This window comes from Paenibacillus sp. NPDC056579 (genome assembly GCF_042793215.1).
GTDB lineage: Bacteria > Bacillota > Bacilli > Paenibacillales > NBRC-103111 > Paenibacillus_S.
In genome coordinates, this window is sequence record NZ_JBHTVD010000002.1 from 1010332 (window position 1) to 1026469 (window position 16138).

Here is a 16138-nt window from a genome sequence, read left to right on the forward strand (position 1 = left end):
TCCTGCTGCCGGCAAAAAAGGATTATTCTTTTATGGCGCCGATCATAACTCCCTTGACGAAATATTTTTGCAAGAAAGGATACAGGCACAAGATCGGCAAAGTGGATACGATAATCGTAGCGTATTTGATCGTTTCTCCAATCGGTATTTTGTCGCCTGCGGAAGCTCCCGTCATCATATTGTCCGTGCTGTTCGTAATGAGAATCTCACGCAATATCAGCTGCAGCGGATATAGCTCGCGGTCCCGCAAGTAGATCAAAGCAGAGAAGTAGGAGTTCCAATGCCCGACGGCGTACCACAAGATCATGACAGCAATGACGGGCATGGAAAGCGGGACGACGACACGGAACAAAATCGTCAGATCGTTGGCCCCGTCCATCTTGGCTGACTCTTCCAGACTTACGGGCACTCCCTGGAAAGCGGTCCGCATAATGATCAGGTTAAACGTACTGATCGCCCCTGGAATGAGCAGGGCCCATGGTGTATTCAGCATGCCCAGATTGCCGATTAGAAGGTAGGATGGGATGAGTCCACCGCTGAATACCATCGTTATGACGATCAGGAACATGATGTGATTTTTAAAATATAAATTACGGCGGGACAGAGCATAGGCGCCAAGTGATGTCATAAAAAGGTTAATGGCCGTGCCCGCTACGACGTAGAACAAGGTATTCTGATAACCTTTTGCAATCATCGGATTATCGAAGACCGCTTTGTAAGCACCCAAATTAAAGCCTATCGGTGAGTACAACAGTCCGCGGTGTTGGGCTACGTCGGCCGGATTGCTGAATGAGGCGAACAGGACATAGAGAAACGGGTACAGCGTAACAAAACAAAGCAGCAGCATCAGCAGTGTGTTAAAGAGATCGAAGCTCTTCTCGCCGAAACTCCTTTTGACCATGATATATTACCTCCCGGTTACCAGAGCTTATTTTCGCTCACACGCTTGCTTATGGTGTTGGACAACACGATTAAGGTGAAGCTGATGACGGAGTTGAAAAGGCCGACCGCTGCGGTGTAGCCGTAATTAGCTTCGAGTATCCCTTTTCGGAAGACGAACGTAGAGATAACGTCGCCGGTTTCATAAGTTTGCGGGTTGTACATGAGGAGTACCTTCTCGGATCCTACGGTCATCATCGAGCCCATGTTCAGAATGAGCAGGATGACAATCGTGGGCATGATGCCGGGAATCGTAATATGAAGCACCTGCTTCAAGCGGCCGGCTCCATCAATTTTAGCAGCCTCGTATAAGGTCGGATCGATATTGGCGATAGCCGCTAAGTAGATGATGGACCCCCAGCCTACGCCTTGCCAAATGCCTGACGATACGTACAAGAATCGAAACCATGCAGGTTCTCTGAAGAAGGCAATGGAGTCTAGTCCCAGCAGCCCGATCAGTTGGTTGATCAGACCGTCGCGCGCCAGAAAATCGACCATCATCCCGACAACGACGACAATGGAAATAAAGTGAGGCAGATAGGAGATAGTCTGGACCGAACGTTTGAATATGGTGCTTCGAATCTCATTGAGCAGAAGAGCGAGCAGGATGGCAGCCGGAAATCCGAATAACAGCTCGTAAATGTTGATCAGGACCGTATTACGGATAAGGCGCCAGAAGTAATAGCTTTCGAAAAATTCCTGAAAATGCCGAAATCCGATCCATGGACTTCCTGTTATGCCTTGTCCAGGGCTGAAATCCTTAAAGGCGATTTGCAAGCCGTACATAGGGCCATAGTGAAAGATGAGATAATAGGCGACGACGGGAAGCACCATGAGATAGACTAGTTTATTGACCTTTAGATCTCTGCGGATGGTCTGCCAGTTACTATGCTTTTTGGCGGCGGCGCTTCTTACCGCCAGCTCCGATTGGGGAATGGACATTGCGTTCACTTCCTTCTTCGTGGATTCAGGGATTAGGTGCTATAACGGAAGAGCCGGAAGAAGGAGCCTAAAGCTCCTCTTCCGACGGATCATCCGACACGACCGGTTACTTCCGGCTGTTGTACCGTTCCAAAGCGGCCTGTTGAATTTTCAAGGCTTCTTCAAGTCCCATTCCCTGAATCGTCTGAACATATTTATCGAAGCTGCTGAGCGGTTCGGCTCCCATGACGAATTTGTTGAACATTTCATCCTTGTACGTATTGATATCCGCCATAATCGAGGCAAAACGGCTGCTTTCATCTTTGGTCGGCGTCACAAGCGGCATTTTCTTCTCATTGGACGGTTCCGACCATAATTTGACGGCCGATTGCTGCTGAGGCAGCGAGGCATATTGCTCGAAATAGCGCAAGTCCTGAACGAACGGGCCGTCCCAAGAAGCGCGGTTATGGCGGGCCATTGCCTGCTGGACAGGGAGTCCGTTCGCGTTGTTCGCTATGTCGTCGGTCCATTTCGGATAGCCGCTCACCATGTTATAGCTTACGCCTTCCTTGCCGAAATTGAACAGCATATGGCCATCTTCGGAGTAGGCGTAGTCAAGCCATTTGACCGTCTCGATAGGGTTCTTGTTGCTTGTCGTGACGGCGGCTCCTCTGCCGTTGAAGGCAAAATCGAGCTGGCCGAGCTGCGGCTTCTCGCCTGCTCTCAACACCGGATAAGTGACGCCGAACAGCTTGAAATTCGGGTCCTTGTCTTTCATCAGGTTCGCGTATTTGCCGATGCCGCCGCCTACGAGAAGAACGGCGGAGCCGGCTTGGCTGCCGGTAATTTTAGCATCGAACAGCTTGTCGTCAGTTGCGGCGTAATCCCGGTCGAGCAGCCCTTCCTTATACCATCTGTTCATTAAGGTCAGGAACTCTTTAAATTCCGGCTGAACCGGACCGAACTTGACCTTGCCCTTATCCTGGAAATATCCGTTCGTTATGCCGAATGCGCCAATAAACGCGCTGGTACCGTTTATTTCCCCGACCCGCAGCAAGAGGGGGATTTCGTCCTGAGTGCCGTTGCCGTTCGGATCGCGTTCCTTAAACGCTTTCAAAACTGTGTACCATTCATCCAACGTCGTAGGAGGCTTCAATCCGAGTTTGTCCAGCCAATCTTGCCGGATGGCAGGTCCCTGATACACTTGAAGCTTCTTATCGCCTCTAATGAAAGGGAACGAGATGATGCTGCCGTCGTCCGTCGTGATTTGCTTACGCCATTCCGGATTCGAGTTCAGCACTTTCTTTAAATTAGGGGCGTACTTGTCTATATAGTCGTTCAATTTGATGATGCGTCCGTCCTTGATTGCTTTCTCCGGACCGCCCGGAAAGTTGGTCCAATGATATTCAATGACGTCAGGCAGCTGCCCGGATGTGATCATCAGGTTGAATTGCTCCGCATCCTGTCCTTGGGGAGGGTGTTGAAACTCCACTTTCACCCCTGTTTTTTGCTCCAATAATTTGTAGGCTTCCATTTCATTGTAGCTTTTCATCGTTGCGGAGGCTTGCCCGGCCATACCTGTCCAATAGGTAAGGTTGCTCAGCTTCGGCACCTTGGTCGGGTCGGTATCGGCTTTTTGTACGGGGGTAGAGGAGTTACAGCCGGCCAACACGGACGTACCCAAGCATGTGGTTAAAGCAATCGTTCCGATTGTCTTCTTTGTATTCATTCCATTGTCGCCCTCCCTTTGTAGGTCGTTCCATTGATAACCCGTTGATATGCTCAAGGAACTAATCCTTGCCATTTACTATAGTCGGAGCGGCGACAAGGGGGATATATTCTTTTTTTAATATGAGCTTCAATTATTAACGACCTTGGGCATACCTTTTTTCACGGGTACCTCTAAAATTAAAGATCGCTAAAAGGGACGGGAATATGGCATTAAACACCAAGACAGAAAAAAGACTGCCGAGTGTGCCAGGCAGCCGAGTATTTGTGTACGAGCCGATGATTTCGGAACGAAGAACTCCATTATAACCTCTGAACTATAAACTTCTCTCCAACAAAGCTCCGACTTGTTTAGCCATTACTTGAGGCGGATAGGGCATTCCGTTTCTGATCCACCATTCAATGACACCGACATAAGCGGTACCGGCGTATTGCAGCATGACATCTTCTAGTAAATCTGCATTTCTTCCGCTTTCTCGGTCAATCTCACCTTTGAATCCTTCAATAAAAGAAGCAAGAAGCCTCGTTCTAAAAGCTGACGGCACCCCTTTGCTTGCTAACATGGTCGAAAAAAATAAATAATTTTTCTCAAAATATTCAAAATAAGGTACAAGAGCCTCGTTCCAATCCATCTCACATGCCCATTCATCCATCTCTCCTAATTCATTAAGGTGTGTTTCTATGAGTTTATCCAATAAATCAAATTTGTCCTGATAATGAAGGTAAATGGTCCCGCGGTTTAGGTTGGCCCGGTCTGCGATATCCTGAATGGTTATATCGTCGAAATTTTTTTCAGTCATTAGTTCAATAACAGCTTTCTTCAAAGCTTCCTGTGTTTTCACAATTCTACGATCCACTTTAGCCATCGTACTCCCACCAAACTTTCTAAGTTACTTAACAATTTCGGTTGTTTCGTTGATATATCAACAAATCTCAGTTTTTTAACCATTGAATTTGCGTTCTAAATTATATAATAATAGACACAAGTTGATTAATCAAATGAAATTGATTAGTCATCACAAATTGATTTATGGAAAAGGAGTCAACGCTCATGTGCAAAACTCACGTTCTAAGTGTTCCGGCTGCCAAAGCGCCATTCGAAAAGACTACGATTGAAAGAAGAGAACTGCGACCGGATGACGTCTCAATCGATATAAAGTTTAGCGGCATTTGCCATTCCGATATTCATAGTGCATACGGTGATTGGGCCGGCGGAATTTTCCCTATGGTGCCTGGTCATGAAATCACCGGGATTGTAACCGCAGTTGGGGAGAAGGTTACGAAATTTGCTGTAGGTGATCGAGTTGGCGTAGGCTGTTATGTGGACTCTTGCGGAGAGTGCGAATACTGTCTTCGCGGAGAAGAACAGTATTGTGCAAAAGGCTTTGTAGCCACCTATAACTCCTTGGACTATGATGGCAATCCAACCTACGGCGGTTACAGCCAAAAAATCGTTGTTACCGAAAGATTCGTCGTGCATATCCCGGATGGTATGGAGTTAGATGCAGCCAGTCCGCTTTTGTGCGCCGGTATTACCACTTACTCCCCTTTGAAACGATGGAATGCCGGTCCAGGAAAAAAGGTAGCGATTCTGGGAATGGGTGGTCTTGGCCACGTTGCGATTCAGTTTGCGCATGCGATGGGTGCTGAGGTTACGGTCTTAAGCCGGGCGAAAGATAAGGAAAACGAAGCGTTGGGCTTTGGCGCGGATCATTATTTTTCAACTCTTGATCCTGAAGTTTTCAACACTTTAGCCGGCCGCTTCGACCTGATTCTAAACACCGTATCCGCCAATATTGACGTCGATTCGTATTTATCGCTGCTTCGAGTGGACGGAACGCTTGTTAATGTCGGGGCGCCGGCAGAACCAAGTCAATACACCGTGTTCTCTCTAATCATGAGCCGCCGCAGTATAGCAGGGTCCTTGGTTGGCGGGCTGCCGGAAACGCAAGAGATGCTTCATTTTGCTGCCGCGCATGGCATTACTCCTCAAATCGAAGTCATCGGTGCCGAGCAAGTAGACGAAGCCTATGAGCGGATTCTGCGCAGTGACGTACGCTACCGATTCGTTATCGACATCTCCACGTTATAGACTCGTATGGACGATAAACTTAAAAAGCTTTCTCTCCGATTGGCTTTGATACTGGCCGCATTTTCCGCGCTGGGACCGTTTACGGTCGATATGTATCTAGCATCGCTGCCGCAGATCATGGATTATTTCGGAACTAACGCATCCATGATTCAAGCGAGTTTAACTGCCAGCCTATTAGGATTAGGCTTAGGGCAGATGGTCATGGGGCCTTTGAGCGATAGTTATGGAAGACGCACTCCATTGCTCATCTCCATGATTTTGTATATCGTTTCATCGATTGGTTGTGCTTTTGTGCCCAATATAGAATCCTTTATTGTTTTACGTTTTATCCAGGGAGCTGCCGCATCGGCCGGACTCGTGATTTCCAGAGCGATTGCTCGCGACAGGTATAGCGGAGTCGAAATGACGAAATTTATCTCTCAGCTTACTATGATCAGCAGCATCGCACCCTTAGTTTCCCCGAATGTCGGAAGTGCAGTCACATCGTTCAGTTCATGGGATGCCGTGTTTGTTTTCTTGGGGATTTTAGGAATACTATTAACGGGGATCACAATATGGGGGTTAGAGGAGAGCTTACCTGTACAGCATCGTGTCCCAGGCAGCTTCAGGGCATTAATGAGGAACTACCATCGTCTGTTTCGTGATAGAACGTTTATCGGATATGCCCTTGTTAATGGTATTTTGTTCGCCGGTGTATTTGCTTTTGTTGCCGGCACTCCGTTTATCTATCAGAATATGTTTGATGTGTCGCCGCAGCTATTTTCGATCCTGTTTGCCATGAACGGTCTTGCTATTATGATTGGCTCGCAGGTTGTTAAACGAGCGGCCGGTCGGCTGACGGAACGCAATATAGTTCGTATTGGATTATCGCTATCCTTTCTTTCTGCTTCCGCTATCCTGATCGCAGTTCTCTCTAAAGGATCTTTATCGGCGATATTTGTTTCAACCTTCTTATTTGCTATATCCATTGGGATCATTGGGCCGGTTTCTGTAACTTTAGCGATGGAATCACATGGACGAATTGCGGGAAGTGCATCTGCCGTGATCGGCACCTTTCATTATGCGTTAGGCGCAGTTAGTGCGCCGCTTGTGGGAATCGCGGGTGAGAATTCAGCTGTCCCTTTTGGAATCGTTATTCTTACAACCAGTTTGCTGGCGATCGTTTCCTATATCGTTCTCATCAGGAAGGTGGAGACTGTGAGTAATGGCAATAGCAACACGGAAATAAATATGTAACTCTAACGGAGGGTTTAGAATATGGAAATCAGAAGAGCGGGGTCCCAACCTTCGGGCAAAGGACCGTCTGAATATTTTACCGGCACGGTTCGCATCGATCCGCTGTTTGAAGCAGCCGATCCTGCACGCGCAGTTGGAGCCAGCGTCACGTTCGAGCCGGGAGCACGGACAGCATGGCATACTCATCCGCTGGGTCAAACGCTTATCGTAACGGCAGGCAAAGGACGGGTTCAGCGCTGGGGAGGTCAGATCGAGGAAATTAGTCCCGGTGACGTGGTGTGGTTTCCTCCAGGCGAGAAACATTGGCATGGAGCTTCGCCCACCACAGCTATGACTCATATAGCCATTCAAGAACGTCTGGGCGGTCAGGCGGTAGAATGGTTGGAAAAAGTCAGTGATGATCAATACCAGACCTAAGAGCCAGGACAGTTTCAAGCCTCCATCTTTTTAGATGAGAGGCTCTTATGTTTTTATGACTCATTAGCTCTGAATATACTGCAAGCCAAATTTCTTTACTGTACCAACGAAATTAACATCTTGACTTGGAGTTAACTCCAGACGGTACACTAATTCACGAAGCGTGATCCTATCCAATGAAAGCAAAGGAGCGAATCGTATAATGGAATATGTGAAACTCGGAAATACCGGTATGGACGTGTCCCGAATTTGTCTTGGTTGCATGGGCTTTGGAGTGGCGGAACGGTGGATACATCAATGGGTGTTGAACGAAGAGAACAGCCGTCCTATTATTAAAAAAGCGTTGGAGCTCGGTATCAACTTTTTTGATACGGCAAATGTGTACTCTGACGGAACAAGCGAGGAAATTGTCGGCCGCGCGCTGAAGGATTATGCGAATCGGGATGAAATCGTTCTCGCAACAAAGGTTCATTTCCGTATGCACGAAGGTCCGAACGGTATGGGTCTATCCCGGAAGGCAATCATGAGTGAAATAGATAAGAGCCTCAAGCGCCTGGGCACTGACTATGTGGATCTGTACCAAATCCACCGCTGGGATTACCATACGCCCATCGAAGAGACGATGGAGGCCCTGCATGATGTGGTGAAGGCCGGAAAAGCACGATACATCGGGGCTTCCGCCATGTACGCTTGGCAGTTCTTGAAGGCACTTCATGTAGCGGAAAAAAACAACTGGACCCGTTTCGTATCCATGCAAAACCATTACAACCTCATCTATCGCGAAGAAGAGCGCGAGATGATGCCGCTGTGCAGAGCTGAGAAGATCGGCGTTATCCCTTACAGCCCGCTCGCTTCGGGAAGATTGACACGCGATTGGTCGGAGAAGACGCATCGTTCCGAAACCGACCAGACACAGAAATCCAAATACGATGCTACTGCAGAAGCGGATCGGGTGATTGTTGAGCGGCTCGCAGCAATTGCAGAACAACGCGGCGTTTCCCGCGTACAGGTTGCGCTTGCCTGGATTCTGCAAAGAGAACCGGTAACGGCGCCAATTGTCGGCGCGACGAAAATATCCCATCTAGAGGATGCCGCAGCCGCTTTTACGTTCGAATTGACCGCGGAAGAAAGGGCATCGCTGGAAGAACCGTATGTCCCTCACCGGGTTGTTGGCGCTCTGTAACTTGCCCTCATCAGGTAAACCATCGAAAGGGAAAGAAGGTGAATCACGGCATGGCAACGACGATCGCGGAAGTCAGCGAGAGGTTTGGGCTTTCCCAAGATACACTTCGTTATTATGAGCGCATAGGGCTAATACCTCCTGTAAACCGGAACAAAAACGGCATCAGGGAATATACAGAGGATGACATGAAGTGGGTCGATTTTATCAAATGCATGCGGCAAAGCGCGGGTCTTCCAGTCGAGATGTTGATCGAGTATGTGTCTCTTTTTCAACAAGGGGACGATACGCTCAAGACCCGAAAAGAACTGTTGATTGAGCAGCGTGACCGTCTAGCGGACAAAGTCGAAGAGATGACGGCAACGCTGCTTCGTCTAGACGATAAGATCGCAAGATATGAACAGACCATCGTGAAAAAGGAAAGAACATTAAGAATGCAGGCAGAGTAAGACCGAATCATTAGTGGATTGAAGCGACTATTCTCAGTTTGTCAATAAAAAGGAGCGCCTCGGTATGATGGTTATGTCTAAGGGTAAGAAGCCCAACACCATCAAGGAGGCGCTTTTATTATGAAGTTTAAAGCGGACGGACAAATCTAGATGTTGGATCAAGCCAGGACGGCATGAATTCCGACTGTGGGGCGTGGATATGTGATAATATAGTATGAACAAAGGAGGTTGCCCAATTGGAACCGACACAGCATTCCATTAAAAACCCTTCAGGAATAAAGCTCATTATGTCCATGATCGTTTTAAGTGCGATTTCGCTATTCAATGCCATTCGCTTATTTAAAGATCAAGAGCACGTCATCCTTCTTTGTGCAATGGCTGCCGTGTTTCTTTTTTGTCTAATGGTCTTGCTACTGTCATTTTACAGAGCCTTGAAGAAGCCGGCTCCGTTATATCTGTATGACGGAAAAATGATACTAAATGGAGCTGCAATTCAAGCAGAGGACATTAAAGTCATTATGAGAATGGGGTATTTCAAACCCACAATTGGGATTAAGCCGCATGGAGTGAGCATTGTCCCGATTCGTATGTGTTTTAGGTTTGCAAACGATGAAAAAGCCGGCATCACGGAGTTGGTTAATTGGGCAGAAAAGAACAATGTGGCGATGGTTCATAGATCATTTGTAAGATGGATATAAGGCCGGCTGTCGCACTCATTAACTCCTTTTCAAATATTTCATATAAACAAGGTAATTAAAGCCGCTCCGCTTACTATGCTTATGCTTAGTTCGCAGAAATTCCGAAAATCCAAGCTTCTCATACAGCTTAACCGCATTCGTATTTGTGTCTGCGACCTCCAGAACATATACTTCATAAGGTGTGGAATCCATTATATCCTTGATGATCGCCGTTGCCACGCCTTGCCCTCTATAGTTTGCTGAAGTAGCCACAAATTCGACCGTACCCATTCCTTTTGTAATTTCAAACGGATAGGCTTTATTCACAAATTCATGCTTTAATACGAAATAGGCAATGGTTCCCTTGAAGAACCCCAAATGTTTTTGCAATTCTTTCCTGTCGAGATGGACTGAGGATATCTTCCCATCCGTACATGCGGTAATTCCGGCAATCTCGTCATCCTTTACAGCAACATAAAACACTTGATGATTAAACATGTGGCAAAAGGCTCTTGTAAGCTTACCTTTATCCTTTGAAAAAAAGTGCAGCCATTGATAAAAGCCATCAACGAAGATTTCGCTGATTTTCATTTTTGCCTCGTAACCCAGTTCGCTCGCGCGAATAATTTCCATAGATACATCCTCCGTCTAAGTTTAGTTACCCCCAAACGAATCCGCTATTTATGCTCCACCTTTACAATATACGATGCAGCCATTTTGTATAGACATACTTTCCCCCTTATGCAATTAGCGCTTCCATAACTGGAAATTCACTGTATCCATTTTACCAAAATTAAGATAAACTAGGCTTGCAGCAGCCGTATTTACCATTTCCTTGCAAGCTGCGTTCTGTACCATTCCACAGAGAGGTATGAGTACCATCATTCGCACAATAAAAAAAGAATTCATCATCGGGTTCATGCTTCTGCTTATCCCTTTTACCGCCTCATTGATTTTTGTAATGCCCGTTTATCACCATTTTACTACGGTCGGAAATGTCGTATCGGTACGGCAGCTCGGGGTTAAAGGAAATGTATTTTTTACCTATGTAAGTTCCGGATACACCAAGAATCTGTATGAAAAGCTCGCATTATCATGGACGCAGCGAGATAATATCGAGTTCTATCCGGCCGACAAGCTGGAAGTGGAGGAAGAACAAGAGGAATTAGAATACGAAGCGGAACGAAGAGAGCAGGTCATTCAAAATGCAGTAAACGCGCTGCCTGCTAAAGATTCGGATCCGGAGAGCAGCAAAGTTGAAAGAATCCATGAAATGATCGATAAATCGGCAAATTATTACGGCGATTCTTTTGGATTGATGGTAGCTATTGGACTAGTAGAGGAATCGGAGCGTCTGGACTTATCCCGAAACGGACGTATTAAAATAGCCGGGACCGGGGCAATCAGCCGTACGATGAAGGTGGGACCTGTAGGCGGAGTACGTTACAAGGTCTTAACCGCTGAACGAGAGGGAATGCAATATTTTTTGGTTCCGGATCATGATTTGAAGTCGCCGGGCACGGGACTCAGCAACAAGGAAGAAGCATATCAAGTGGTACAAGAACGACATTTGAAGATAAAAATCGTTCCTGTAAACACGGTAGACGATGCCGTTACGTATCTAAAATCTTTGAAATAACCCGGGGGTTACGCATGCCGCAGCTGAAATCGCAATCTATTGTTCAAATATTATTAATGTTTTTATGGGTTGGCTTGAGTTTATCTGTAATTTCAGGAATGTTTACGATGCTTTATGTTTCCAATTTCGAAGTGTATGAAGAGTACATCGTTTCCATCGATTCGTTCGTGTCTATTTCCAGTTTGTTAGTTTATTATATGGAAATCATTATTTTCTTGGTCTGGCTGTTTCAATTGCATAAGGATATGAAGGCTTGCTTTTCCTTTTATCCGATTTCCCCATGGGGGGCTATGCTGCGGATGGTTCCTGTACTCAACATATGGGGGCTGGGCGATACCTTCACTACACTGGGGAGGTTGATCGAAAGATATGATACGCGGCACGGCAAATCGATAAAATATTCGATCCCGTTCCTGTACATCACCTTTTTCGGACTAAATTATATCAATAAGTGGATAGGCAGACAGGGGGAGGATGTAAGCGACGGCTCTCTTATCTGGGGGATGGCGTTTGAAATTGCCTTTGCTGTTGTGATTATTTTCATGGCGCATCATATCCGGATTGGTATGATCTCTGTGGCTGATGCCAATTCAGATAAGCTTCATCGCAAGCTTGACCTGGCACTGGTTCAGGCGGTTACCGATTTTATGAAAAGCTTTAACGATGTTAGACGTGCAAGAGCTTGGATGACCGATTCGTTTGCTCGAGATCTATATTACTCTTCACGGCCCAATCCACAGAACGAGCCTACGATAGACGAGATCATACAGACGATTGGTCAATCGAAGAATCCGAGCTTGATTCATTATAAAATCGAGGATTACCAAATGATCGATGAAGAGACCTTCGAAGTTCTTATCTATCAGGAGTTCATCGGCAAACCGAGCGAACATATCATTTATATAGCCAAGAAGCACGAAACCAAATGGATGCTGGATCGAATGGTCCGGCTTCATAGCGGAATCATTACGAATGTAGAAGAAACCGAGCATGGCAGCTATCTCATTGAACTGCAAAGCGAGAATAGTCATGTGAAAATAATAGCCGGGGAACGTCCGGATAGATGTAAACAGGGTGATGAGGTAAAGATTTGGGCGTATTTGGACGTGGAGCAAATGCCAATGGAAGTACAAGCATACATCCTGTATGAGGCTCATACGAGGTTTCTTGGTTAAAGAATCACCTGCACCTCCATATGAAAAAAAGGGACTGGAATATCGGAGCTTCCGATGGAATTCCAGTCCTTTTTTTCAATCGCCATCATTGTTACAGGAAGCTCCGGCAGCCTCGAGCCATCTCAAGATTGCTTCGCCTGAGCTTTCACGCTGTATTGAAGGCGGTACTCCATCGGCGAGATTCCCTCTACGTTTTTGAACGACCGGATAAAGGAATTGCGGTTGTTGAAGCCCACCTGCGCCCAAATATCCTGAATATACAGGTCGGTTCCGGCGAGCAGCTCCTTTGCCTTCTGGATACGAACCTCCTGCAAATATTGGTGAAACGGCCTGCCCAGCTCTTTCTTGAGCAGCCTCGACATATAGTTCGGCGTCGTATGGAACTTCTCGGCCAGCCCCTCCAGACACATATCCTCATGATAATGCGTATCGATGTACGGCTTGAAAACTAGCGATTCCAGCTGGTCTTTGGGCTGCAGCGTATCCATGATTTTGTCGTAATAGCCGGTAATGAATTCCGAAAGCCCGTCTATGGAAACGGTATGCTCCGACACGATCATCCGGATATACTCCCGATAGGTCGCTTCGGGCAGCGTGGCATCTTTATGCTTGAGCACCTGGGAGCCGATGACGAACAAGTGCATGTACAGCTCTTTAATCGTTACGTCATGGAATCCGACGGAAATATGATTTTGAATAATCGTTCGCAGCTCCTCGAACAATTCCTCTCTTTTACAGGAGGCGAGCAGGTGAAACAGCCTTTTTTCCTCCTTCGTGCCGATCAGAATCGTAACGGAGGCCTCGTCTTCCTTGTCATAATAATGAATCCGCTTATTATCCAGCGGAGATAACCGCCATAAGGACTTCATCGCTTCGAGATAAGACTGCTGCAAGCCGTCGAAACCGCGATGGACATTGCCCACACCGACGAAGATATCGTGTAAATTTTCGTCATGCCGGAGCAGACTGAACATATTCTCAAAGCAAGGGGACAACTCCTGCCGCTCCGCATCGTGAGGAAGATTCACCAGTATACAGAACACACCGGCCTCCATCTCGAGCAAGTAGCTTTGGTACGCTGCAGGAAGATGGGATTTGAGTTGATTGACCCAATGGACGTGGAGCGTATTTTGCTCGGCGGAGCTGTAATTCATGTAAAACGACTTGGCGTATTTCATTCGAATCAATGCGGCTGCGAAGCTCTCGTGCTGGAGGTTCAAACGGCATTTTTGCAAAAAAGTCTGGATGTCCGCCTCGTCTGGCACCCTATTGAACCGGAGCATCCGGACAAACCACTGCTCGATGGCAAGGGGATACATGGAAGTAAGATTGCTGTGCAGCGTGTCCATGCTGTCCCGCATCCGGTGAAATTCATGGTCGAGCAGCTTATATTCGTTGGTGGTCGGAGGAGCTGCAGGCGATATTTTGGCAAGCAAGGAACGGATGGGCGCATAGAGCCTTTTGCTGAACAGAAAGGATAGAAGTATCGAGAGCGAAAGCGCGATAACCGACATCAGCGTGGTCCAATATCTCATGTCCTTCATGCTGACGAGAATATCTGCTTCCGGCACAAGCGCGATCATGTTCAAATTTTTGAAAATAAAGCGGGTGTTCGTCTGAATGGCCAAAATGTCTTCGTTCTGAAACCGGGTGCGCAAATTCGGCGAGCCCGTATCTTGAAGCTGCTTAACGATACCTTCAATATCCGATGGGGTGGCTCCATACATCTCGGTTGATGCGATGAGCTGCCTGTTATCGTCTACAACATACAGCTTGCTGTTAGGCGTCAGCTTGGAGTCAATAAGTGCTTGGATGATCGGATCAATCTTCAGGTTAATGACATACAAGTCGTTAGACCGGTATTCGGCAATGGCCGTTTGAACAATAGGCAGCAGGTAGGTTCCGTTTTGGGAGACCGATCGGGACGGGGGAAGGATCTGAAAAGGCTTGCTATGCGGGCTGTACTGCCGCCAATAGGCTTCGGAATATTGCTCCAGCGCATTGGTTTTGCCAAAAAATTCCGTGCCGGTAAATGTGCCTTGGTTACTGATCACGAGGTTGTTTTTCTTTTTATACATAAAGACGCTGTCCACATAATCGCTCATCAGCCTGATTCGGTTCAAGGAACGGATGGTTTGCGACACATGAGCATACTTCTCAGGCGCATCGACCTGGAAATCGTCGGAGAACAGCTCCATCGCACTCGAATCGAGGGACAGCAGGAAGTTGGAATTGTACATGCCGGTGAACACGCTGTTGAGACTCGCCGCAACGTTCGATAATGATTTTTTATAGCTTTGCTCCAGCTCCGACTCGAAATAATGGAGACTGATCCGATAAGTAATCAGATTGATGCATTGAATGAGCAAAGAAACGGCGAGGAAAAAGTAAAAAAATCGATAGAGCAAGCTGCGGAAGCCGCCATTCATAAAATGATGAACATGTTTCAGCATCGTGCCACCCCACCTCCGACAGATATTCGGTTATAACTATTATGATTCCGGTATCGAATCATGTCAATGTTATGGTAGATTTTCTATTAAATAAGGCTAAAATTGATACAATACTCATTTTTGTCCTATGAAGAAGATACAATTAAGTCAAGTTTTATGACACAAACACGAAATTGTCCGTTTCGAGAGGGTGCCTTTTCATGGTTCAATCAGATTACGGGCAATCCGCTGCGAAAGGAGGCAGGCCTATGCAGGAACAAACGTCGGCAATACATCAGAACGAGATGCTCGAGAACAAGAAGAAAGAGAGGATGGCACACAAAGCTGGGACATACTTTATAAAAAATATTCATTATTACATTCTTTTAATACTTCCGTTGGCTTACTTTCTTATCTTCCGGTACGGTCCGATTGCAGGTAACATTCTTGCGTTTCGCAAATTTGTTCCCGGCGGCTCTATCTATGGAAGCAAGTGGATCGGGTTTACCTACTTCAGACTGTTTCTTCAAGATCCGAACTTTTGGACGGCGTTTCGTAATACGTGGGTGCTCAGCTTGATGCATTTGGCCGTTACATTCACGGTTACACTCGCCTTTGCGCTGCTCGTCAATGAAATCAGGTCAAGCAAGCTCCGAAACGTAGTGCAGACCGTGACATATTTCCCCAACTTCGTATCGATCGTAGTAGTGGTCGGGCTTATGAAAGAGCTGCTCAGCCCAACGAATGGCATGATTAACGGTCTGTTGGCCTGGGCGGGCATCCAGCCGATCTTCTTCATGAATGAGCCGGGGTGGTTCCGCACGCTGTACATATCCTCCGATGTTTGGCAGTACACCGGCTGGAATTCCATCATATTCATCGCTGCCATGGCTTCCATTGACACGCAATTATATGAAGCGGCGGAGATGGATGGAGCAGGGAGGTGGAAGCAGATCGTTCACGTGACGCTGCCGCAAATTATGCCCACCCTATCGGTCGTCTTCATCCTATCGGCGGGGCAGCTATTGAACGTAGGCTTCGAGAAAATACTGCTGATGTACACGCCGAGCAATTCGCAGGTGAGCGATGTTATCGAAACGTTCGTCTTTCGGATGGGGCTGGAGAATAACAACTACAGCTATGCAACGGCAGTAGGCTTGTTCAGCGGCTTAATCGGGCTCGGGATGGTGCTGTTGTCCAACGTGCTTGCCAAAAAAGTAACCGGCCATTCGCTGTATTAGTTGGCGGAGAAA

Annotated in this window: 15 protein-coding genes; 9 read left to right on the forward strand and 6 right to left on the reverse strand. The window is 47.0% G+C overall.

Going from position 1 to position 16138, the window contains the following annotated elements; all coding sequences use genetic code 11:
• Positions 1 to 22: 22 nt before the first annotated feature.
• The 4 genes from ACFQ88_RS11935 to ACFQ88_RS11950 form a co-directional block, all read right to left on the reverse strand.
• Positions 23 to 901: a carbohydrate ABC transporter permease gene (locus tag ACFQ88_RS11935; protein ID WP_379454275.1), complete on the reverse strand. Its 879-nt coding sequence runs from the start codon at positions 899 to 901 to the stop codon at positions 23 to 25.
• 17 nt (positions 902 to 918) lie between these two features.
• Positions 919 to 1881 carry an ABC transporter permease gene (locus tag ACFQ88_RS11940; RefSeq protein ID WP_379454276.1) on the reverse strand — a complete coding sequence of 321 codons (963 nt, stop codon included), beginning with the start codon at positions 1879 to 1881 and terminating at the stop codon, positions 919 to 921.
• Between the two features lie 106 nt (positions 1882 to 1987).
• Positions 1988 to 3589 (reverse strand): extracellular solute-binding protein, encoded by a 1602-nt coding sequence (locus ACFQ88_RS11945; protein WP_239633765.1) that lies wholly within the window; start codon positions 3587 to 3589, stop codon positions 1988 to 1990.
• Between the two features lie 316 nt (positions 3590 to 3905).
• Positions 3906 to 4454 carry a TetR/AcrR family transcriptional regulator gene (locus ACFQ88_RS11950; protein WP_379454277.1) on the reverse strand — a complete coding sequence of 183 codons (549 nt, stop codon included), beginning with the start codon at positions 4452 to 4454 and terminating at the stop codon, positions 3906 to 3908.
• A 185-nt stretch (positions 4455 to 4639) separates the two neighbouring features.
• Between ACFQ88_RS11950 and ACFQ88_RS11955 the strand changes: the two genes are divergently transcribed.
• From ACFQ88_RS11955 to ACFQ88_RS11980, 6 genes are all read left to right on the forward strand, one after another.
• Positions 4640 to 5680 carry an NAD(P)-dependent alcohol dehydrogenase gene (locus ACFQ88_RS11955; protein WP_379454278.1) on the forward strand — a complete coding sequence of 347 codons (1041 nt, stop codon included), beginning with the start codon at positions 4640 to 4642 and terminating at the stop codon, positions 5678 to 5680.
• Between the two features lie 6 nt (positions 5681 to 5686).
• Entirely contained in the window at positions 5687 to 6916 is a 1230-nt protein-coding gene (locus ACFQ88_RS11960) for a multidrug effflux MFS transporter (RefSeq protein ID WP_379454279.1), read from the forward strand.
• A 21-nt stretch (positions 6917 to 6937) separates the two neighbouring features.
• Positions 6938 to 7333 carry a (R)-mandelonitrile lyase gene (locus tag ACFQ88_RS11965; protein WP_379454280.1) on the forward strand — a complete coding sequence of 132 codons (396 nt, stop codon included), beginning with the start codon at positions 6938 to 6940 and terminating at the stop codon, positions 7331 to 7333.
• A gap of 202 nt (positions 7334 to 7535) precedes the next feature.
• On the forward strand, positions 7536 to 8516 hold the full coding sequence (locus tag ACFQ88_RS11970; RefSeq protein ID WP_379454281.1) for an aldo/keto reductase: 981 nt from the start codon (positions 7536 to 7538) through the stop codon (positions 8514 to 8516).
• A 50-nt stretch (positions 8517 to 8566) separates the two neighbouring features.
• Positions 8567 to 8962: a MerR family transcriptional regulator gene (locus ACFQ88_RS11975; protein WP_379454282.1), complete on the forward strand. Its 396-nt coding sequence runs from the start codon at positions 8567 to 8569 to the stop codon at positions 8960 to 8962.
• 236 nt (positions 8963 to 9198) lie between these two features.
• Positions 9199 to 9660: a hypothetical protein gene (locus tag ACFQ88_RS11980; protein ID WP_379454283.1), complete on the forward strand. Its 462-nt coding sequence runs from the start codon at positions 9199 to 9201 to the stop codon at positions 9658 to 9660.
• 18 nt (positions 9661 to 9678) lie between these two features.
• Here ACFQ88_RS11980 and ACFQ88_RS11985 read toward each other — a convergent pair whose 3' ends face one another.
• Positions 9679 to 10272: a GNAT family N-acetyltransferase gene (locus ACFQ88_RS11985; protein WP_379454284.1), complete on the reverse strand. Its 594-nt coding sequence runs from the start codon at positions 10270 to 10272 to the stop codon at positions 9679 to 9681.
• A gap of 238 nt (positions 10273 to 10510) precedes the next feature.
• Here ACFQ88_RS11985 and ACFQ88_RS11990 point away from each other — a divergent pair, with 238 nt between their 5' ends.
• Together ACFQ88_RS11990 and ACFQ88_RS11995 are read left to right on the forward strand one after the other, a co-directional pair.
• The gene (locus ACFQ88_RS11990; protein WP_239633771.1) at positions 10511 to 11278 is read left to right on the forward strand and encodes a S16 family serine protease; all 768 of its coding nucleotides are present in this window, start codon (positions 10511 to 10513) and stop codon (positions 11276 to 11278) included.
• Between the two features lie 107 nt (positions 11279 to 11385).
• Positions 11386 to 12453 (forward strand): hypothetical protein, encoded by a 1068-nt coding sequence (locus ACFQ88_RS11995; RefSeq protein ID WP_239633772.1) that lies wholly within the window; start codon positions 11386 to 11388, stop codon positions 12451 to 12453.
• Positions 12454 to 12575: 122 nt separating this feature from the next.
• On the opposite strand, the gene ACFQ88_RS12000 is transcribed toward ACFQ88_RS11995, so the two are convergent.
• Entirely contained in the window at positions 12576 to 14906 is a 2331-nt protein-coding gene (locus ACFQ88_RS12000) for a helix-turn-helix domain-containing protein (RefSeq protein WP_379454285.1), read from the reverse strand.
• 248 nt (positions 14907 to 15154) lie between these two features.
• Here ACFQ88_RS12000 and ACFQ88_RS12005 point away from each other — a divergent pair, with 248 nt between their 5' ends.
• A complete protein-coding gene (locus ACFQ88_RS12005) occupies positions 15155 to 16126 on the forward strand; it encodes an ABC transporter permease (protein ID WP_379454286.1) in 972 nt (323 codons plus the stop codon).
• Positions 16127 to 16138 lie beyond the last annotated feature (12 nt).